This is a genomic window from Blautia sp. 1001283B150304_161114_C9, from assembly GCF_015668165.1.
GTDB lineage: Bacteria > Bacillota > Clostridia > Lachnospirales > Lachnospiraceae > Blautia_A > Blautia_A wexlerae.
This window is the reverse complement of record NZ_JADPGO010000044.1, coordinates 1-22,793: the sequence shown is the minus strand read 5'-3', so window position 1 is coordinate 22,793 and position 22,793 is coordinate 1. Positions and strand designations below refer to the sequence as shown.

Below are 22,793 nucleotides of genomic sequence, written 5' to 3'. Positions count from 1 at the left end.
AAGCCAAAATTCCATTGCCGCAGGCAATCTGGAATGAATTTTGGCTACGTTACTGTGAACGGAGTGAACAGTAACATAATAAAAGGGTCGTGAATCTGAAAAAGATAAGCGGCCTTTTTCTATAACACAAACTGGACTATAATAGTTATATAAAGGAGAACTAAATGGAAGAACTGAAATTTCTGGAGGAGCAGCAGGTAGCCCCTGAACTGATAAAGAGAGTAGAAGAATTCCGTAGCCGGTATGAAGTGGCACCGGAAACAGCAGGCAGGATTGTGAAACCATCCATTCCATTTTACGGAAAAGACATTCTGGAAATGGCCATTGCCGGACTGCTCAAAGGGGAGAATCTGTTACTCACCGGTCCGAAGGCAACAGGAAAAAATATCCTTGCAGAGAACCTGGCATATATTTTCAACCGTCCCGCATACAATGTTTCCTTTCACGTAAATACAAACAGCGGAGATCTGATAGGCACAGACACTTTCGTGGACAATGAAGTTAAGCTTCGCAAAGGAACTATCTATCAGTGTGCAGAATACGGTGGTTTCGGAATTCTCGACGAGATTAATATGGCAAAGAACGATGCAGTTTCCGTTCTCCATGCAACTCTGGATTATCGTCGTTCCATCGATGTCCCGGGCTATGACAAAATTGATCTTCATCCGGCTGCCCGTTTTATTGGAACCATGAATTACGGTTATGCAGGAACCAAAGAACTCAATGAAGCGCTGGTATCCAGATTTCTGGTCATAGACATGCCGGCTCAGACTGAAGAATCCCTGGAATTTATTTTCCGCCGGATGTTTCCAAATATAAAAGAAAACGCCAGAACACAGTTCATCGGAGTATTCCTGGATCTTCAGCTCAAAGCCACAAACAGTGAAATTTCCACCAAACCTCTGGATCTGCGAGGTCTCCTTGCAGCCATGAAGATTGTAGAAACCGGACTTTCTCCGAGAAAAGCAGTTACTATGGGAGTGGTGAACAAGACCTTTGACATTTTCGAGAAAGAAATCGTAGAGGATATTGTGAAAACCAGAATTCCGGCAGACTGGACAAGGGATGATGTATATGAAAGATGAGAAAATCGTAGAAATCGATGATTACCGTCTGGAACTGGAAAACAGGATCCGCAATCTCCTCTGGACTATCAGCGGGGATTACACATTAAATATGAAAGTAGATGTTTCCCTGTATCTGCGCTCAAAAGCAATTGCTCTGTATGACGGCATCAAGCAGGGCGCTCTGGCAAAATATTATGACAGAAATCTGCTGGGTTTATATCTGGTAAAAAAAGTTTTCTGCCAGGCAGGAGAGGGAGAACTGACTGCAGTAGCACAGCTATGTGTAGAAGAAGCAATCGGGGACAAAATCTGTCAGGAACGTCCGGGAGTCCGGGAGATGCAGAAGGAAGCATTCGAGGATATCCTGGATCAGGAGTTTGAACGGATGCCCGCATACGGAGATATTCTCGGTCGCCTGAAGATTGCCATCCTGCGTGACCGTTTACAGAATGGAAACCATTATGTAGAAGAGCGTCTTCGGAAAATCCGCGACATGGTTTACAAAGCCAGAACAGCTGCAGACACTATAGAACTGATCCGTATTATTGACAGTCTTTACAACACTATCATTGATCCGGATTTTGAGAAAGATCATGGAACACTGGAACAGGTTATGGCAGTCACCATGGAAGAACTGACAGAATACGACTGGGAAGATTTTCTCACAGAAGAACTTTATGAGGAAGCTCTGGAGAGTTACATCGAACAGATGACAAATAAGATTACGGACATGGAAGACACTGCTGTCACTGAAGAAATGGAAAAACAGCGCCAGACCAAACACAAAATTACAATTCTCACAGAGGAAGAACTTGAGAAAGCATACACCTATGTTGAGTTGAATTTCGGAAAAACTTATCTGACTCCTGCAGAAGAGAAGCGAATGAATTATCTGATGTGCAGGGAACTTCACAGGGACTGCAGCCTTTATTTTACAGAAGGAATTCTTAAGAATCCGGTCAAACGAAACTATCAGTACGAATATGCAGTACGATTAAAGAATAAGAATATCTGGCTCTACCATGACAAACACAGAATCGTAAAGCAGAACATCGCATCCCTCACAGACCTTTTACGAAAGACACTGGTGCTGAAAAGCGAGACGCAGGAAGTACTGTCAGACAGAGGAACGATCATTCCGTCCAGACTCTGGCGTGTGGGCAGAAGCAGTGAAGCAAATCTGTTTAAAAGAGAATTGAAATCTGATGCATCTGATTTCGTAGTAGATGTGCTGATCGATGCCAGCGGTTCCCAGATGTCCAGGCAGGGAGATGTGGCATTACAGGCTTATATCATCAGTGAAGCATTAAGTAATGTAAACCTGCCTCACCGTGTCATGAGCTTCTGCACATTCTGGGACTATACGATCCTTCACAGATTCCGTGAGTACGATGATCCACAGTCAGCTAATGAAAATATTTTTAATTATGTAACTTCTTCCAATAACAGGGATGGACTTGCCATCAAAACCGCAGGATACGGTCTGCTTCAGAGATCTGAGGAGAAAAAAATCCTCATTGTATTGAGTGATGGAAAACCATATGATGTCATCGTAAACAGACCTCACGCAAAGAACCCGGAACCTTATATGGGAAAATATGCGATCAATGATACTGCTACAGAAGTGCGGCACCTGCGAAACCTTGGAGTAAGTGTTCTGGGAGTCTTTGCAGGGGAAGAAAAAGACCTTTCCACAGAAAAAAAGATATTTGGCAAAGATTTCGCATATATCCGGGATATTTCGAATTTTTCCAGAATTGTCGGGAGATACCTGATTAAACAGTTGGATTCAGATGAATAGACTGATAAAACAGAGCAAAAATATGCTGTTTGAGCGTGCTGATATGTTAAGAGATTATCAAGTTAGCACGTCAATACGGTAAAGTGCATAAAAAACCAGTTTTTTCACCTTGCCTTTTTGTATAAATTTCGCTATAATGTTCTATGTTTATAAATCAATACAAAAGGGAGAGGAAATCATGGACAAAAACAAAGAGTTCAAACCGTATATTCCGGCTGACAAGATCACACCTGAATTTACGGTGACATCCATCGTCATGGGTGTTATCCTTGCAGTTATCTTCGGTGCAGCCAATGCTTATCTTGGTCTGCGTGTAGGTATGACTGTATCTGCTTCCATTCCGGCAGCAGTTATTTCCATGGGCGTAATTCGCAAGATCATGAAAAAGAACTCCATTTTGGAGAGCAACATGGTCCAGACAATCGGTTCAGCCGGTGAATCACTGGCAGCCGGTGCAATTTTCACAATGCCAGCTCTGTTCCTTTGGGCAGAAGAAGGACTTTGTGAAATGCCGGGTATCGTGGAAATCACATTAATCGCACTTTGCGGTGGTGTTCTTGGTGTACTTTTTATGGTACCACTTCGTAACGCACTGATCGTAAAAGAGCATGCAACACTTCTTTATCCTGAAGGAACTGCCTGCGCAGATGTTCTTCTTGCAGGTGAAGAGGGTGGTGCAAACGCTGCGACAGTATTCTCAGGTATGGGAATCGCAGCGATCTTTAAATTTGTCGTTGACGGTTTAAAGGTAATCCCTGCAGACGTTGCAGTAGCATTTAAAGGATTCAAAGGTGAAATTGGTATGGAATGCTATCCTGCACTTCTCGGTGTTGGATATATCGTAGGACCAAGAATCGCATCCTTTATGTTTGTTGGTTCTCTTATTGGCTGGATGGTGCTGATTCCGGTAATCTGTCTGTTCGGAGCTGATACAGTTATGTATCCCGGAACAGAAACAATTTCTGCTCTTTATGCAGCAGGCGGAGCATCTAAAATCTGGAGTACTTATGTAAAATATATCGGAGCAGGAGCTATCGCAACAGGTGGTATTATTTCTCTGATCAAATCCCTGCCTCTGATCATTGCAACCTTCCGTGATTCCATGAAGAGCATGAAGGGTGGCAAGAATACAAGTACAGAAAGAACTGCACAGGATCTTCCAATGAACGTTATCCTGATCGGTATTGTGGCAATGGTTGCGATCATCTGGCTTGTTCCGGCTATCCCGGTTAACCCGATCGGTGCGCTGATTATCGTAATCTTCGGCTTCTTCTTTGCAACTGTATCTTCCCGTATGGTTGGTCTTGTAGGAAGCTCCAACAACCCTGTATCAGGTATGGCTATCGCTACACTTCTGATCGCAACAATGGTTATCAAAGCATCAGGCAAAACAGGTATCGATGGAATGAAAGCAGCAATTGCGATCGGTTCCGTAATCTGTATCGTAGCAGCGATCGCAGGTGATACTTCACAGGACTTAAAGACAGGTTATCTTCTTGGTGCAACTCCTAAGAAACAGCAGATCGGTGAGCTTATCGGTGTTGTTGCTGCCGGTCTTGCTATTGGTGGTGTTCTTTATCTTCTGAACACTGCATGGGGATACGGAAGTGCAGAAGTACCTGCTCCTCAGGCAACTCTGATGAAGATGATCGTAGAAGGTATCATGGGCGGAAAGCTTCCATGGACACTGGTATTTATCGGTGTATTCCTTGCAATTGGTCTGGAAATCTTAAGAATTCCGGTTATGCCATTTGCTATCGGTCTTTACCTTCCAATCTACCTCAACGCTGCTATCATGATCGGTGGTGTTGTTCGTATGTTCGTTGACGGCAGAAAGAACGTTGATGCTAAGACTAAAGAGGTACAGGCAACAGACGGTACACTTTACTGTGCTGGTATGATCGCAGGTGAAGGTCTTGTAGGTATCCTTCTTGCAATCCTTGCAGTAGTAAACGTAAGCAGTGTATTTGATCTCTCCGGAAGCATTAACCTTGGTAATGCAGGCGGCGTGATCCTGATGTTACTTATGATCTTAAGCCTTCTGAAATTCAGCATCTGGAATAAGAAGAAAGCCTGATCAGGCGGGGATGATAATATCTAAATGAGTAAAAAGAAAAAAGAAATACAGATCAATTATCTGGATCTCATTCCTGAGCGCAGTGCACAGCTTCGCTGGCATACGGATATCAGGGGGAGAATGGTGCTGGAAATAGAGAATAAGGGCGCGTTTAACACAATCGCCCAGAAGCTGTTTGGAAAACCCAGATATACGAAGATACATCTGGATGACAATGGCACATTTATCTGGCCACTCATAGATGGCAGGAAGACAGTGGAAGATATTGCTGCACTGGTAAAAGACGAATTTGGGGAGAAGGCAGAGCCTTTATATCCAAGGATCGTTAAATACTTCCAGATAATGGAGAGTTATCATTTTGTAAATTTTATCAATAAGCCTGAAAAATAAGGTAAGAATAAGAGCGGGAGCAGTCCTTCATGGATTGCTGCCGTTCTTGTAGTTTATGGAAGAATAATTACGGCACAGTGATAAAGCGGTATCTCTGGCTGATATTCATGAAAGCATAAAACAAATATTATTTTTACAGAATACAAGGAGGCGAATGAATGAAGTTAGTAAATGGAAAAAGATCACAGCTTCTGGAATATCTGATGATCATAGCAGGAACCGGATTAATGGCACTGGCGATCAATTCCGTATTTGATGCATCAGGTATGGTAACCGGAGGCTTTTCAGGTATCGCGATCATTATAAAAGCAGGGAGTCAGGGAATCATTGACGGTGGTATCCCTCTCTGGGTAACAAATATGGGGTTGAACATTCCACTGTTTCTGATCGGATGGAAGATTAATGGATTCTCCTTTGTAAAAAAAGCTTTGATAGGAGAAATTGCTCTGTCCACCTGGCTTGCCATAGAACCTGTATGGAATCTTGCGGGCAATGATCTTCTTCTTGCCGCACTTTACGGTGGTGTGATCCAGGGTGTGGGAATCGGTCTTGTCTTTCTGGGCGGTGGAACAACCGGAGGAACCGATATGATGGCAGCTATCATCCAGAAATATCTGCAGCACTATTCAATCGCACAGATCATGCAGGTTATAGATGCAGGCGTTGTACTGGTGGGTATGTATGTGTTTGGCATCCACAAGGCACTCTATGCGATTATTGCGGTATATCTGGTGACAAAAGTATCTGACGGTTTGATTGAAGGTCTGAAATTCTCAAAAGCTGCCTATATCATTACAGCAAAGCCAAAAGAAATAGCAGATATGATCATGAAAGATCTGGACAGAGGTGTAACAGGCATCAGTGCCAGAGGAATGTACTCAGGACAGGATAAACTGATGCTTTTCTGCGTGGTAAATAAAAAAGAGATCGTAATGCTTAAAGAAAAAGTAGATGAAATTGATCCGGAAGCCTTTGTGATAGTGACAGATGCCAGGGAAGTCCATGGAGAAGGTTTTATTGAAAAAAAGTAATACAAAAAAATATATAAAAAATTGTAAATTTTTTTCTCTTTCCTCTTTCATTTTTGGTAAATATATATTAAAATACAATACAGGTATAAGGTTTTATGGTTAAAACGGAAAATAAACACTATAGGATGAGAAGGGATTAAAATCAGATGATATCGAATCAGGTGCTTCAGAATACTCTTGAAGGGTTAAAAGAGATTTCCAGAACAGAATTTTGTGTACTAGACACAGAAGGTAAAGTGCTTGCAAGTACTTTTGCAGATTTTTCCATTGCAACACAGGATGTACAGGCTTTCGTAGAATCACAGGCCGACAGCCAGCTTGTAAAGGGGTTCCAGTATTTTAAAGTCTGTGATGACTATCAGTTGGAATATATACTGGTTGCCCATGGCGACGATGAAGATACTTATATGGTCGGCAAGCTCGCCGCTTTTCAGATCCAGAATCTGATCGTAGCGTACAAAGAACGCTTTGACAAAGACAGCTTTATCAAGAACCTTCTTCTTGACAATCTGCTCCTTGTTGACATTTATAATCGTGCGAAGAAACTGCACATTGAGGCAGATGTCCGCCGCGTAGTCATGATCCTTGAAATGCCACAGGAGAAAGACCACAGCTCCATGGAAAGCGTGAAGAGTCTTTTCGGTGGTAAAAGTAAAGACTTTATCACAGCAGTAGATGAGAAGAGTATTATCGTAGTCAAGGAACTTGAAGATGGTGAGAATTATCCTGAGATGGATCAGCTTGCACATACTATCCTTGATACTCTTGGAATGGGAAATGACGGTAAGACACATATGGCATATGGTACTATCGTCAATGAACTGAAAGAAGTATCACGTTCCTATAAAGAAGCCCGCATGGCTCTTGATGTAGGGAAGATTTTCTTCGGAGATAAAGAAGTGATCGCATACAGCTCTCTGGGAATCGGACGACTGATCTACCAGCTCCCGATCCCACTCTGTAAGATGTTTATCAAAGAAATCTTCGGCGGCAAATCTCCGGATGACTTTGACGAAGAGACTCTGGTTACAATTGATAAGTTCTTCGAGAACAGCCTCAATGTTTCAGAGACATCCAGACAGCTTTACATCCATAGAAACACTCTGGTCTATCGCCTCGATAAACTCCAGAAGAGTACAGGTCTTGATCTCCGCGTTTTTGAAGATGCCATTACATTCAAGATTGCACTCATGGTAGTACGTTATATGAAATATATGGAAACACTGGAATACTGATATATTATAATAGAAGGAAAATTTTCAATGCCTGCCACAGCTTTAATTGCTGACGCAGGCATTTTTGACCTTTACAAATCCAGCCTTGCAGTGTATAGTTAGAAATCGAGATTGCAATTGATAAGGTATGCAATATCCTGAGACATGAAAGCCAAAATTCCATTGCTGCAGGCAATTTGGAATGAATGTTGGCTGCGTTACTGTGAACATTCTATGAATCCTCAAAAATCTCTTGCAATCCCCAAAAACATACATTACAATAATGTTACAAATTCATTAACCCATTGGAGGAAAAATCTATGATAGATCTTATAGATGTAAGCAAGTCCTATGGTCCCGGCCTTCCGGCAGTGAACCATGCGAACTTACATATAGATAAAGGTGAATTCGTCTTTGTAGTAGGAAACAGTGGTTCAGGAAAAACAACCCTGATCAAACTTCTTATGAAAGAGCTGGATTCCACATCCGGCCAGATCATCGTAAGCGGGGAACGTCTGGAAGGAATGAAACACAGAAGAGTAGCCAAATACCGCCGTAAGCTGGGCGTAGTATTTCAGGACTTCCGTCTTCTGAAAGACAGAAATGTATATGAGAATGTAGCGTTTGCCCAGAGAGTAGTCAACCGTCCCACAAGAGTAATCCGTAAACGTGTCCCGGAGGTACTTCAGGAAGTTGGACTTGCTGTCAAATACAAATCCTTCCCGGATGAACTTTCCGGTGGAGAACAGCAGAGAGTTGCATTGGCAAGGGCGCTGGTCAACCGTCCGGATATCCTTCTGGCAGACGAGCCTACAGGAAACCTGGATCCGAAGACTTCCGAAGAAATCATGAAGCTTCTGGAACAGATCAACGACAGAGGAACCACAGTAGTGGTTGTTACACATAACAAGGATATTGTAAATTCCATGCGCAAACGTGTTGTGACCATGCATGAGGGCTCTATTATAAGTGACGAGAAAGAGGGAGAATATCATGAGGCCTAGTACAATCTGGTACACTCTGAAACAGGGTGTCAAAAATATCAAAAGAAACTGGATGTTTTCCCTGGCTTCCATTATCACCATGGCTGCCTGTATTTTTCTGTTTGGAATCTTTTTCTCCATTGTCAATAATGTGAATAATATTGCACATAAGGTAGAGCAGGAAGTGCCGATCACAGTATTCTTTGAAGAGGGAACTACAAACAAACAGATCAAAGCAATCGGAAAGAAGATCAAGGCACGTCCGGAAGTAGAGAAAATAGAGTATCAGTCAGCTGATGAAGCCTGGGAGGAATACAAAGAGCAGTATTTCCAGGGTTCAGAGGCAGCAGACGGATTTAAGGACGATAATCCTCTTGCAAATTCAGCCAATTATCGTGTGTATATGAATGATATCACGAAGCAGTCAGAACTTGTTTCCTATATACAGGAACTGAAACATGTAAGAAAAGTCAACCAGTCTGAGGAAGCAGCAAAAACACTGGGAAATATCAATAAGCTGGTTTCCTATATTTCCATTGCCATCATTGTATTACTGCTTATTATCTCCATATTCCTGATCAGCAATACGGTATCTGTGGGTATTGCAGTCCGTAAAGAAGAGATTGGAATTATGAAATACATAGGAGCTACAGACGCATTTGTCAGAGCACCATTCCTGCTGGAAGGCATGGTTCTGGGGGTGGTCGGAGCAGCAGTTCCGCTGATCGTGCTTTATTTCTGTTATAATGGGGCAATATCCTATATTCTGACCAGGTTTAATGTGCTTACAGGTGTGGTGGATTTCATCCCGGTATGGCAGATTTACCAGACATTACTTCCAATAAGTCTGGGACTTGGAATCGGAATCGGACTGATCGGAAGTTTCTTTACAACAAGAAAGCATTTAAGAGTATAATAAAAAGCAGATAAGCATGAAGCTGCCGGAACAATGATATCATATCATAAACCGGCGGCTTTTTTTACAGGAGTGCAGACATGAAAAATAAAGAATTTTGGAAAGGTGCAGTAGCAGGAGCACTGGTTGTGACGTGCATCGGTACAGGTGTTTTTGCAGGAACAGGTCTTGCAGCAAAAGGAACAGCTCTTGGTGATCGCAAGTGTACATCAAAGCTGGCATATCTTGAAGAGCTGATCGACAGATACTATCTGGGAGATAAGGATGAAGAGAAGCTTCAGGAAGGGCTTTATGCAGGTCTTCTCTATGGACTGGATGATCCTTATTCCAGATATTATACAGCAGAGGAATACGATTCTGAGAATTCTTCCAATGAGGGAAGCTATGTGGGGATCGGCATTCTTATGGAGAAGAACAAAGAAGGCGGAGTAAAGATTGTTGAATGCTATGAGGGTGGTCCCGGAGAAAAAGCAGGACTGGAGGAAGGGGACATCATCAGTGCCATTGACGGGGAAGATATCACAGAGGATGAAGTATCTGATGTTGCAGACATTGTCCGCAATTCAGATAAAGACAGTGTGGTGCTTACTGTTCACAGAGAAGGTGCAGAAGATGCCATGGAAATCACAGTCCCTGTCACAGATGTGGAATTACCGTCTGTTTTCCATGAAATGCTAGATTCTAAAATCGGTTACATCCGCATTACACAGTTTACAGGCGTTACCGGCGAACAGTATCAGGAAGCTTTTGATGACCTGCAAAAACAGGGAATGGAGAAAATGATCGTGGATCTCCGCGATAATCCAGGTGGACTTCTTGATTCTGTCTGTGATGTCCTGCGGAAAATCCTTCCGGAAGGACTGATCGTTTACACCGAAGATAAGGACGGAAACAGAGAAGAGGAAAAATGTGATGGCAAAAACGAACTCCGGATTCCGCTTGCAGTCCTGGTAAATGAAAGCAGCGCCAGTGCATCAGAGATTTTTGCCGGTGCAGTGCAGGATTATGGTATTGGAACGATTGTCGGAACAACTACTTACGGAAAAGGCGTGGTACAGTCCATCCGCCAGCTCTCAGACGGAAGTGCCATTAAACTGACTGTTGCCAACTACTACACTCCAAAAGGAAACAACATCAACAAAACAGGAATCAAACCTGATATAGAGGTTTCTCTGGATACCAGCCTGCTGAATAAGAATAAAGACGAGATCACCCATGATGAGGATAATCAGCTGCAGGAAGCGATTAAGGCAGTTGAGAAGGAAAAGTAGTTGTTTGGCTGATAGTTTGATGTTATACTGTATATATCTGTATTTATAATAGAAGTATTTTTATTATAGATGAAAAGCCCATTACTGAGCAGGCAGCGGATTTTGCTTCGTAACTGAAAAAATAGTCAAGCGGATATTCGCAATTGAAGCAGGGGACTTACTTGATTCGGTTAAACAGTTAATGGGCAGAAAGTGAAAAATATCAGAAAAAAGAGGGCGACAACATGAGCGAATATGTGATCACCACCGACAACAATTCAGATCTTCCGGAGGAATATCTCAAAGACCATGGAGTAGGCTGCATGTATCTCAGTTATTCCATGGATGGAAAAAATTATACACATGGAAATTTCCTTCCGGAGCATGAATTTTATGAGGCAATGAGAAACGGTTCCATGCCAACCACAGCACAGGTAAATCCTGAAAATGCAAAAGCACTGCTGGAGCCTTACCTGAAAGAAGGAAAAGATATTCTTCATATTGCATTTTCCTCTGCCTTAAGTGGTACATACAATAGCAGCCGTATCGCAGCAGAGGAACTGATGGAGGATTATCCGGACCGCAAGATCATCGTGGTAGATTCTCTTGGCGCTTCCCTTGGTCAGGGGCTTCTGGTTTACCTTGCACAGGAGAAGAAAGAGCAGGGAGAAGATATGGAGACAGTTGCGAAATGGGCAGAAGAGAACAGGCTTCATATGGTACACCTTTTTACAGTCAACGATTTAAATCACCTATACCGCGGAGGCCGCATTTCCAGAACTACTGCAGTAGTAGGAAGCATGCTGAATATTAAACCGGTCCTTCATGTAGACAACGACGGAAAACTCACTGCCATCGGCAAAGTCCGCGGCCGTAAAAAATCCCTTCAGGAGCTGGTAAAGCTTATGGATGAGAAAATCGGCAGCTATCATGACACCTGCCATACCATCTTTATCAGTCATGGCGACTGTGAAGACGATGCAAATTATGTGGCAGAGAAAGTAAAAGAAAAATACCAGATCAACACGATTATCATGAATCAGGTAGGAGCCACCATCGGCGCTCACTCAGGTCCGGGAACAATGGCGTTGTTCTTTGTGGGAGATGAAAGATAAATTAGTTTTTTTTTTGTAAAATGGTTTCATGGTATCATTATCCTGCGGGAAGATAAATGATACTGTGGAACCACTTTTGATATTACAGGAGAATTTTATGAAATTATTAAAAAAAGCATTCGCATTCACATTTATATTTATGCTGAGCGTTTCAGGACTGACAGGATATCAGGTAAACGCCTCAGAGGAGCCAAAACATCTGGATATCCTGTTCACCCATGATCTGCATTCCCATTTGAACAGCTTTCAAACGATTGTAGACGGGACACAGCAGGAGACCGGCGGGTTTGCCCGGCTGAAAACATTGATCAATGAGCACGAGAAAGAGAATACAGATACACTCATATTGGATGGCGGAGACTTTTCCATGGGAACTCTGATACAGACTGTATATGACACAGAGGCCGCCGAACTGCGGATGCTTGGATATCTGGGCTGTGATGTGACAACTCTGGGAAATCATGAATTTGATTACGGCTCCGATGGTCTGGCAGATATGCTGAACGCCGCAGTCAGTTCAGGCGAAAACCTTCCCAGGATGGTTGTGTGTAATGTGGACTGGGATGCAATGAAAAAAGCCGGCCTCAGTGAAGGACAGAAACAGATTTATGAAGCATTTCAGACATATGGAGTAAAAGACTATACGGTAATTCAAAAAGGTGATGTAAAGATTGCAGTACTGGGTGTTTTCGGCAAGGATTCTCTGGATTGCGCTCCTACCTGCGAGCTTCTTTTCAAAGACCCGTCAGAAGCAGCCAGAGAAACAGTAGAGGTAATAAAGAAGAACGAAGATGTAGACATGATCGCCTGTGTATCACACAGCGGAACATGGGAGGACGAAAAAGTATCAGAGGACGAAATCCTTGCAAAGAATGTTCCGGACATTGATCTGATCGTCAGCGGACATACCCACACACAGTTGGCAGAACCAATCCTGCAGGGAGATACCTGCATCGTATCCTGTGGAGAATATGGGAAAAACCTGGGAACAATTTCCATGACTCAGAAAGAGAATGGACGGTGGGAACCGGATACCTATGAGCTTGTTCCGGTTACGGATAAAATCAAGGCAGATGAGGCCACACAGAAGAAAATAGATGAATTGTCAGATACTGTTGACACCAATTATCTTTCCAATTTTGGTTACACCAGAGAGGAAATTCTGGCAGAGAATGACATTGAATTTAACAGCCTCAGTGAGATGGAAACAAAGCATGAGGAGTTAAATCTGGGAGATATCATATCAGATGCTTATGTATATGCAGTAGAGAATACAGGAGACTCTGATGGAGAAAAAGTAGATGTTGCAATCGTACCTGCCGGAACTGTAAGAGATACTTATACAAAAGGCAATATAACAGTGGAGCAGGTATATAATTCCTTCTCGTTGGGAACAGGAAAGGACGGACTTGCAGGTTATCCTCTGATCAGTGCATATTTAACGGGAAAAGAACTGAAAACAGTGGCAGAGGTAGATGCCTCCATTTCAGATTTTATGACAATAGCCAGATTATATTGCAGTGGAATGAATTTCACCTATAATCCCCACCGAATGATCTTAAATAAAGTAACAAACTGTTATCTGACAGGCAAGGATGGGGAAAGGGAAGAAATACAGGACGATAAATTGTATCATGTTGTCACTGACCTGTACACTGGCCGTATGCTGGGTTCTATTCTGGACAAATCCTATGGTCTGATATCCATCGTCCCCAAAGATAAAAACGGCAATCCCATAGAGAATCTGGAAGATTATGCAGTCATGGATGGAAAAAAAGAACTGAAAGCCTGGGCTGCAATCGCAGAATACATGCAATCCTTTGAAGACACAGACAAAGACGGAATTGCAAATGTGCCGGAATATTATAATACAACACACGAAAGAAAAGTTGCCGACAACAGCAAAAACATCATAAATCTGATAAAACATCCGAATAAATTTGCCGTAGCGATTGTGGGAATCTGTATTGTGGCTGTTGGGGTGATTCTGCTGTTGATCTTCGGAATTGTAAAGATTATTAGAAGAAGGAGATAGCATTTTACTATAAACATTGCATGATCAGTTGCTCTATCAGGAGGGTAAAGGGCGGATATGTGAAAAGCTATTTCTATTTTGGAAAAAAGAAAAAGACCTCATAACATAATATGAAGTCTTTAAATGCACACACTGTGCAACTGGAAAAACCAGTGAGTTGAGTTTACTTTTATTTGAACTCGCAGTGCAAATCCGTAGGGGAACTACGATTTGCATCTTTATAATAATATACGGGAGGAGAAATGTCAAATGGAAAAGAAAAGTAAAAAAATTTATCTGGGACTTGATATTGGAACTGATTCAGTCGGATATGCTGTGACAGATGATCAGTATAATCTTCTGAGAGTTCATGGGGATGATGCATGGGGCAGTGTTATATTTGATGCAGCTTCTTTGAGCGATGAAAGAAGAAGTCATCGTTCTGCAAGAAGAAGACTGGACAGGAGACAGCAAAGAATAAATCTGCTGCAGGAAATTTTTGCTAAAGAAATTTCAAAGGTAGATGATCGTTTTTTTATTCGATTATCGGAAAGCTATCGTTGGAGAGAGGATGTTCAGGACCGGTATGTTTTTTTCAATGATGAGGAATATACAGATGTTCAGTATATGGGAGAATATCCAACGATTCACCATTTGATCTGTGAATTAATGAATAATAAGAATCCTCATGATGTGCGCCTGATATATCTGGCCTGCGCATGGCTGATAACACACAGAGGACACTTCCTTAATAATCTCAATGTGGAAAAACTGGATGAAATCATGGATATCAGCTCAGTGTATCAAAATTTTATAAATTATTTTACTGAAAATGGATACAGAAGACCATGGGGTGAAATAGATGTAAGTGCTTTGGCAGAGGTATTGAAACAAAAAACAGGTGTAACGGCAAAAAATAAAGAGTTACAAAATATTCTTCTGGAAGGAAAGAAACCGGAAAAATCCGGAACTGAAGAGTTTCCTTTTAGCCAGGACAGTATCATACGACTTTTGGCAGGCGGGCAGTGTAAATTAAAGGACGTTTTTTGCAAGGAAGAATATCTGGATTTGGGATCAGTATCGTTGGGGATGGACGAGGAGAAGTTTGGTGAAATTTCAGGCAATATCGGAGAGGATTATGACCTGCTCATAGCATTACGTGGACTATATGACTGGAGTGTACTGGCAGATATTTTAAACGGTCATTCTGAAACGATTTCCATGGCAAAAGTACAGATATATGAGCAGCATGGGAAAGATTTACAGATATTGAAATATTTTGTCCGTAAATATGTACCTGATAAATACAATGAAGTATTCAGAAAAGCAAAAGCTGATAATTATGTGGCTTACACAGGTCACATGGATAAAGATACTGCAAGTCAGATCAAAAAGAAAGCAAAAGCAGAGGATTTTTCAAAATATGTCTTGAAACTTATGAGGCTAATAAAGCCGGAGAAAACAGATTTACAGTCATATGAGGATATGTGTGAACGTCTGAATCTGAATAGCTTTTTACCTAAACAAAAGAATACTGATAATCGTGTAATACCACATCAATTATATGAATATGAGTTGATTCGAATTTTGAAAAATGCATCCTTATATTTACCATTTCTTAATGAAGTCAGGAATGGAATCAGTGAGATGGACAAAGTGGTATCCATTTTCAGGTATAAACTTCCGTATTATGTAGGACCATTAAATAAGAAATCAGATTTTGCATGGATTTCACGTAAAGCCGGAAAGATTACTCCATGGAATTACAAAGTCATGATAGACGAGGATGCCAGTGAGAATTCATTTATCAAAAGGATGACAAATAAATGCACCTATTTGCCAGGGGAAGATGTTTTGCCAAAAGATTCTCTATGTTATCAGAAATTTATGGTGCTGAATGAACTTAATAATCTTAAGATTGATGGGCGCAAAGTTCCTGTTGAAGTAAAACAGGGAATCTATCATGAATTATTTGAAAAGAAAAAGAAAGTGCGGCGAAAGGATATTGAAGAATATCTTATAAGTAATAATTATCTGGCTAAGGGTTCGACAGAACTGATAAGCGGAATTGATGAGCAAGTGCATTCTTGTCTGTCATCTTATTATGCATTTCGAAATCTTTTGAGCAGAGAAATTTTATCTGAAAATGATGTAGAAAAAATTATAGAGAGGGCTTCTTATGCAGAGGACAAGAGTCGTGTAAAAAAATGGCTTAGAAAAGAATATCCTGATCTTTCACAGGATGATGTTCGCTACATCACTAAAATCAAAATTAAAGAGTTTGGAAAATTATCCAGAAAATTTTTAACAGAATTAAAAGGATGCAATAAGCAGGATGGAGAAATGACAACGATTCTGCGGATAATGTGGGAAACCAATGATAATTTAATGGAAATACTTTCGGATAAATATACATTTCGGGAAGCTGTGGAGATGTTTACACAGGAATATTACACCGGGAAAAACCAGAGTTTAAAAGAACGTCTTGATGAAATGCGTGTTTCCAATTCAGTGCGGCGTCCAGTTTACAGAACTCTTGCTGTTGTAAAAGATATTGAAAAGGCATTTGGAAAGCCAGATAAGATATTTGTAGAAATGACGCGTGGTGGACTGTCCGATCAGAAAGGGAAGAGAACAAAAAGCAGAAAACAGCAGATTCTTGAGCTTTACGCCAAATGTAGAGAAGAAGATGTACGGGATTTGAAACAGCAATTAGAATCTATGGGAGAGCGTGTGGACAGTCGTCTGCAGGGCGAGCATCTGTTCTTGTACTTTATGCAGTTTGGAAAATGTGCATACAGTGGAATGCCTATAGAACTGGAAAAGCTTATGTCTGGCTCAAAAGAATACGACATAGATCACATATATCCTCAGGCATATGTAAAGGATGACAGTATTATTAATAACAAAGTATTGGTATTATCAAAGATAAATGGAACAAAAGGTAATGTATACCCTATTAGTCCTGAAATTCGTAACAGAATGCAGGGACAATGGAATTGGTGGCATCATATTGGAGTGATCAGTGATGAAAAATATAAGCGTCTTATCAGGTCAACACCGTTTACAGATGATGAAAAATATGGATTTATTAATCGACAGCTTACAGAGACATCTCAATCTACAAAGCTAATAGCAGGCTTGTTGAAGGAAAGATTTCAGAACATAGACATTGTTTATGTAAAGGCAGGACTTGTTTCTGATTTTCGACACGAATTTGATTTGCCAAAGTCCAGAACTTATAATGACCTGCACCATGCAGTGGATGCATATTTGAATATTGTGGCAGGAAATGTTTATAATATGCGATTTTCAAAGAGATGGTTTAGTGTTGATTCAAAATATAGTATAAAAACAAAAACAGTTTTTTCTCATCCGGTGAATTGCCAGGGAACCATAGTTTGGGATGGAGCGTCGATGCTTGCAAAGGTTAAGAAAATCGCGAAGAAGAACACAGCACATTTTGTGAAGTTTGCTACATTTAAAACAGGAGGATTGTTTGACCAGAATCCAGTTAAGAAAGGAACCGGCTTGATTCCTTTAAAGGCGGGATTGCCTACTGAAAAATATGGTGGGTATAATAAAGCTGGTATAATGTTTTTGATGCCTGTCAAATATAAAATCAGGAAAAAATGTGCAATTATAATTATGCCGGTAGAATTGCTTCATGGAAAACATTTTTTAGAAGATGAAACATTTGCCAGAGAATATACGTTTAACAGATTAGAAAGTATTTTAGGCAAGAAGGTAGATGAAATTTCATTTCCGCTGGGTATGCGTCCATGGAAGATTAATACGATGCTATCATTAGATGGATTCAGAGTATGTATTACTGGAACTGGAGGCAAAGGAAAATGTCTGGTGGCACAGTCGATAATGCAGTTTTCTTCAGAGGATTGCTGGAAAGGCTATATGAAGAAGCTGGAAAAATTTATTGAAAAATTTAAGAAGAATCCTGATTTTATATATGATAAAGAATATGATAAGGTATCTGTAGAGGAAAATCAAAAACTTTATGAACTGTATATTGAAAAATTGCAGAATACAATTTATAGTAAGCGCATAAATTCACCAGTACAAATTCTCATGGATGGACAGGAATGGTTTGAAAAATTGAATATTAAAGAACAATGTGTGGTTCTGATGAATATTCAAACAGTATTTGGTCGTATGACAAGTGGCTGTGATTTGTCATTGATTGGTGGTTCGCCTAATAGTGGCGCAACAGTTAATTTCAGTTCAACAATATCAAATTGGAGAAAAAATTATTCAGATGTCAGAATCATTGATCAGTCACCATCCGGAATATGGGAAAAGCGTTCAGAAAATATATTGGAGTTATTATGAGCTGGAGAATTGTAGTAATTGAAAATCAGGCAAAACTGGATTATAAAATGGGATATATGGTCGTTAGAGGATTAGAAACCAAAAGGGTTTTGCTTGATGAAATTGGAATTCTTTCGCAAGGTTTTGATCAAAAATGGTGTTATTATGCTGCAGGAATCTGTTTACTGTAAAATGATGACCAGTCCATCTATGGAAAAATCTATGAAAAATATGGTACATAATAATAAGCCGCCTAAGGGATTGATTCAGACAATAACCATTACGGAGAAACAATTTGTAAAAATGGATTATATAGTGGGGGAATATACCAGTGATATCATAGATTCGGAAGAGAGGCTGATTATATTATGAAAATAATTTTGTCGGAGATTGATCATATATTTGATTGTGCGGGTGGCCGATGCTGTAGCATAGTTATTGAAAATCAAAAATTATTTTATAGTGTGATTCGAGATATTTTTAATCAGGTTCAAGGAGAAGAAGGAATAAGTGTGCTGTCAGAAGATAATAAGGTTCTGCCTATGGCAAAACATATTGAACTGCTTACAAGGTTTGTACCATTTGATATGAATCAGAAAAGTCTTATTACCAAAATGACGACAAGAATGCAGAATGTTGCGGTAGATGAGAGTCATTATCTGGAAACAAAGGAAATGATTGGAAAATGGGAGCAATACCTCATGAAATTATCATTGGATCTGGTTGGAGCTTTTGAATTTTCAAAAATATCAATTGAGACATTGATTAAAGCTGCGGGAATTCGTGTAGACGATGATTATGACAACCTGGGAGAACAACTGTTGGATTATTTTGAATTAGTTCAGGAATATGATGGAAAGAAATTATTCATTCTGGTAAATTTGCGGAGTTATCTTTCTGATGCAGAGATGAATTTATTTCTGCAGAATATAATAGAAAGAGATATACAGATACTGATACTGGAAAGTAGCGAACATCCAATTCTTGAATGTGAATGCAGACATATTGTGGATGCAGATTTCTGCATTTTGTGTTAGTATAGGGGTGAGTAAATACAACTTGCGAAATTGCACAAGTGATTCGCAGATCATTTATTTCAAACATTTGAGGTTTGAGAGCAGTGCAAATTCGTAGGGGAATCAAACATGACATACAAGCTGATTGATATGTACAAAGTTTGAGAGTAGTGCAAATTCGTAGGGGAATCAAACCTACCTGGTATGTGACAGTGTCACCAACCAGTTTGAGAGCAGTGCAAATTCGTAGGGGAATCAAACAACGGCATCAGAATTAAATCCATATGTTGTGTTTGAGAGTAGTGCAAATTCGTAGGGGAATCAAACGATAAGTTTTCTTAAAGCTTCCTTAATCTGTTTGAGAGTAGTGCAAATTCGTAGGGGAATCAAACCATACGTGCGATAAATGTTGTCATATCTTTGTTTGAGAGCAGTGCAAATTCATAGAGAAAATTAGAACAGTAGTTTATCTAAATTAAATGATTTTATAGAAAGAAAGCAGGTGAAACGCAATGAACGTTATATGTTTCCACAACCCGGATGAAGAAAATGGCTATTTGAGCAACTGGTATCTTAGTCATTTCACAGTCAATGGAATAGATTTTTCGTCAATGGAGCAGTTTATGATGTATCAGAAGGCATGTCGCTTTCATGATGAAAAAATAGCTAATGACATACTTCATACAGATAATGTTGCAGAGATTAAGAAATTAGGCCGTAAAGTACATGCCTATGATGAAAATGTCTGGAATGGTGTAAGGCAGCTTATTGTTTATGAGGGATTAAAAGCGAAATTCAGTCAAAACGCAGAATTGAAACAAAAACTTGTTGATACAGGTGATGCTGTGTTAGCTGAATGCGCAGTAAGAGATCAGATTTGGGGAATTGGTTTATCCATGAGAGATCCAAACAGGTTTGAGCGAAGCAAATGGAGAGGCAACAATCTTCTGGGATATGCTTTAATGTTAGTGAGAGAACAGTTATAAACGGAGGAACGCAAAACAAATGCACCTTGAGTTAGCCAAAACATTGCGAAATTACGACAGAAAAAATTTATCAAAGGACATCCTCACCGGGTTGATCATTATGGCTGTTTCGATCCCGATTTCCATGGGCTATGCCCAGATTGCGGGGCTTCCGGCGGTTTATGGACTGTACGGCTCTGTATTCCCGATTATTTTGTTTGGATTGTTTTCCACATCACCTCAGTTCATCTTCGGAGTGGATGCAGCACCTGCAGCATTGATCGGGGCGGCACTGGTGGAAATGGGAATCCAGAGTGGTTCGGAACAGGCCATGGCGGTTGTTCCGTTGCTCACATTTTTTGTGGCAGTCTGGCTGTTTATATTTGCATTTTTTAAAGCAGGAAAACTGGTAAACTATATTTCCGCACCTGTAATGGGAGGCTTTATCACAGGTATCTGCACCACGATCATTCTCATGCAGGTGCCCAAATTAATGGGCGGAACTGCAGGAACCGGAGAATTGTCGGAGCTGGCAGAGCATATCTGGGCTACATTAGGGCAGATCAATCTGCCTTCCCTGATTTTAGGTCTGGTTTCTCTGGTCATCCTTCTGGTGATGAAAAAAATCCTGCCCAAGTTTCCTATGGTAGTAGTTCTGATGGCAGCAGGTGTATTATTATCCTATTTCGTCCCGATTTCCAACTGGGGAATCCGTACACTGGATGCAGTAGAACCGGGGCTGCCTGTATGGAGTATTCCTGATTTCTCTGCCATTGGTCTAAAAGAAGCGGTCATCTACAGTCTGTCAATTGCAGTAGTGATCATGGCGGAAACTTTACTTGGTGAGAATAGCTTCGCACAGAAAAATGGTTACAGGGTAAATGCTAACCAGGAGCTGGTAGCCTTTTCCATGGGAAATCTGGCAGCAGCTCTGACAGGCTGTTGTCCGATCAACGGTTCGGTGTCACGTACCGCCATCAGTGAACAGTACCAGGGAAAAACACAGTTGACCGGAATTGTTGCAGGAATTTCCATGATTCTTGTGCTTCTGGGAGCAACCGGGCTGATTGCTTATCTGCCGGTTCCTATGCTGACTGCAATTGTAATCTCCTCACTTCTGGGGGCAACGGAATTTGATCTGGCTGTACGTCTGAGGAAAATCAGCAAAAAGGAATGCCTGATTTACTGGGGCGCATTCTGTGGAGTGCTGACGCTAGGCACCATCAATGGAGTATTGATTGGTATTATTCTCTCCTTTGCCGAGATGATCATCCGTACTGCGAAACCGGCACGCTGTTTTCTGGGAGTGCAGCCGGGGCACAGGCATTTTGAGGATCTTACGGAAAGCCTGCATAACTGCGAGATTGAGGGCGTGGTGATCTACCGATTCAGCAGCAGCCTGTTTTTTGCAAACATAGATATTTTACAGCAGGATATTGAGAATGCCATTGGGCCGGATACCAAAGCAGTAATTCTGGATGCCAGCGGGATTGGCAGTATTGATGTTACGGCTGCGGACAGGCTTGCAATTCTGTATCGTTCTCTGAAGTCAAGAGGAATTCGTTTCTACATAACAGAGCATATCGCTGAGCTGAATGAACAGATGCGCGCACTGGGACTTGGATTTATGATCGAAGAGGGACGTGTGCGTCGGACTATACATGTGGCATTGAAGGATATGGGAATCCATTATCCTTATCCTTTGAAGGGCAATGTAGATAATACAGAACGTTCTCCGTTCAGAAAGCGTGTGGACAACAGTGTACAGGAATTTGTCTGGGCTTTTGGTTCTGATTCTGAGGCAGAGATAGAGAAGCAGATTCATCTGCAGATTGAGCATCTGAAAGAGAACGGAGATATGCAGGAGTTGCTCCATGGCCAGTGGAATCATATGGATGAACTTGATGCAGATGCATGGATTGAGCATCTGGAAGAGCATATGAAGGAAATTGTAAAGATTTCCGGACAGGATGAACAGGAACTGACCGTACGTTTTGAGAAGCATCGAAAGAAACTCCGGGAACAGATGCTGAAAGAGCATCCGGAGCTGGTGGCAATGTTCGAGGAGCGCAGACGGCTTTTGGATGAGCAGCTTGAGAGAAAATGGCCGGATGTGTATGCACTGGTCTTAAAACAGCGTGAGAAAGATAGCAGGTTAAAATAACGAGCAGTCTGGCATACAAATCAGAGCTTCTGAATCAGCGGATGTTCCCGGTAGTACATCCTGGTGAAGTTCAGGAATTTCTGCATATTGTCACTGATATATTTCCCCTTTTTCCATACGATTCCGATCTTTATGCGGATAGGTGGACTAAGGGGAATTCACAGTATGTAAATAGTAACGTAATCCTTTGTGTTGGCATGTTTGTAGTAGGCCAGGCACTATTTGAATAACTGCGCGTCGCATTCTCGTTACTTTAGTGATGAGTTAGACGCGCAAATTCTTTACTTAAAGAAAGAACACATGTTTACTTCTGGCGCTATATGTGCTAAAATATAGCCATGGGTAGTAGAAAAAACAATAGGATTTGAGAAAAGAGTTATCAGGGAGAAATAAAAATGCAGATAATATCCAGTTATGGTGTAGAATTACGAAAACAGAATATCCCAATCCGCCAGACACTGGAG

16 protein-coding genes are annotated in these 22,793 nt (G+C 41.0%); all 16 read left to right on the top strand.

Annotated features, from left to right (window positions below; all coding sequences use genetic code 11):
* Positions 1–164 precede the first annotated feature (164 nt).
* The 16 genes from I4V44_RS15860 to I4V44_RS15780 all read left to right on the top strand — a co-directional run bounded on the left by I4V44_RS15860 (position 165) and on the right by I4V44_RS15780 (position 22,329).
* Positions 165–1,085 (top strand): AAA family ATPase, encoded by a 921-nt coding sequence (locus tag I4V44_RS15860; RefSeq protein WP_055150380.1) that lies wholly within the window; start codon positions 165–167, stop codon positions 1,083–1,085.
* Positions 1,075–2,868, top strand: a complete 1,794-nt coding sequence (locus I4V44_RS15855; protein ID WP_173703263.1) for a cobaltochelatase CobT-related protein — start codon at positions 1,075–1,077, stop codon at positions 2,866–2,868. Before I4V44_RS15860 ends, I4V44_RS15855 begins: the two co-directional genes overlap by 11 nt.
* 178 nt (positions 2,869–3,046) lie before the next feature.
* Positions 3,047–4,945, top strand: coding sequence for an OPT family oligopeptide transporter (locus I4V44_RS15850; protein WP_196002949.1), 1,899 nt, complete (start codon positions 3,047–3,049; stop codon positions 4,943–4,945).
* Positions 4,946–4,969: 24 nt separating this feature from the next.
* A complete protein-coding gene (locus I4V44_RS15845; protein ID WP_022380147.1) occupies positions 4,970–5,335 on the top strand; it encodes a PqqD family protein in 366 nt (121 codons plus the stop codon).
* 158 nt (positions 5,336–5,493) lie between these two features.
* Positions 5,494–6,366, top strand: coding sequence for a YitT family protein (locus I4V44_RS15840; protein ID WP_008707356.1), 873 nt, complete (start codon positions 5,494–5,496; stop codon positions 6,364–6,366).
* 146 nt (positions 6,367–6,512) lie between these two features.
* On the top strand, positions 6,513–7,601 hold the full coding sequence (locus I4V44_RS15835; protein WP_008707357.1) for a PucR family transcriptional regulator: 1,089 nt from the start codon (positions 6,513–6,515) through the stop codon (positions 7,599–7,601).
* Between the two features lie 299 nt (positions 7,602–7,900).
* Positions 7,901–8,584, top strand: a complete 684-nt coding sequence (gene ftsE, locus I4V44_RS15830; RefSeq protein ID WP_008707358.1) for a cell division ATP-binding protein FtsE — start codon at positions 7,901–7,903, stop codon at positions 8,582–8,584.
* Positions 8,574–9,479 carry a permease-like cell division protein FtsX gene (gene ftsX, locus I4V44_RS15825; RefSeq protein ID WP_008707359.1) on the top strand — a complete coding sequence of 302 codons (906 nt, stop codon included), beginning with the start codon at positions 8,574–8,576 and terminating at the stop codon, positions 9,477–9,479. Before ftsE ends, ftsX begins: the two co-directional genes overlap by 11 nt.
* Before the next feature lie 80 nt (positions 9,480–9,559).
* Positions 9,560–10,750: a S41 family peptidase gene (locus tag I4V44_RS15820; RefSeq protein ID WP_055052541.1), complete on the top strand. Its 1,191-nt coding sequence runs from the start codon at positions 9,560–9,562 to the stop codon at positions 10,748–10,750.
* 224 nt (positions 10,751–10,974) lie between these two features.
* Positions 10,975–11,844: a DegV family protein gene (locus tag I4V44_RS15815; protein WP_118409003.1), complete on the top strand. Its 870-nt coding sequence runs from the start codon at positions 10,975–10,977 to the stop codon at positions 11,842–11,844.
* A 97-nt stretch (positions 11,845–11,941) separates the two neighbouring features.
* On the top strand, positions 11,942–13,879 hold the full coding sequence (locus I4V44_RS15810; protein ID WP_330610657.1) for a bifunctional metallophosphatase/5'-nucleotidase: 1,938 nt from the start codon (positions 11,942–11,944) through the stop codon (positions 13,877–13,879).
* 249 nt (positions 13,880–14,128) lie between these two features.
* Positions 14,129–18,205 carry a type II CRISPR RNA-guided endonuclease Cas9 gene (gene cas9 / locus I4V44_RS15805; RefSeq protein WP_118409001.1) on the top strand — a complete coding sequence of 1,359 codons (4,077 nt, stop codon included), beginning with the start codon at positions 14,129–14,131 and terminating at the stop codon, positions 18,203–18,205.
* 96 nt (positions 18,206–18,301) lie between these two features.
* Positions 18,302–18,556: a CRISPR-associated endonuclease Cas2 gene (gene cas2 / locus I4V44_RS15795; RefSeq protein ID WP_118408999.1), complete on the top strand. Its 255-nt coding sequence runs from the start codon at positions 18,302–18,304 to the stop codon at positions 18,554–18,556.
* On the top strand, positions 18,553–19,221 hold the full coding sequence (gene csn2, locus I4V44_RS15790) for a type II-A CRISPR-associated protein Csn2 (RefSeq protein ID WP_118408997.1): 669 nt from the start codon (positions 18,553–18,555) through the stop codon (positions 19,219–19,221). Before cas2 ends, csn2 begins: the two co-directional genes overlap by 4 nt.
* 491 nt (positions 19,222–19,712) lie before the next feature.
* Positions 19,713–20,186: an NADAR family protein gene (locus I4V44_RS15785; protein ID WP_118408995.1), complete on the top strand. Its 474-nt coding sequence runs from the start codon at positions 19,713–19,715 to the stop codon at positions 20,184–20,186.
* Between the two features lie 19 nt (positions 20,187–20,205).
* Complete coding sequence (locus I4V44_RS15780) at positions 20,206–22,329, top strand: SulP family inorganic anion transporter (RefSeq protein ID WP_118408993.1); 2,124 nt, start codon at positions 20,206–20,208, stop codon at positions 22,327–22,329.
* Positions 22,330–22,793 lie beyond the last annotated feature (464 nt).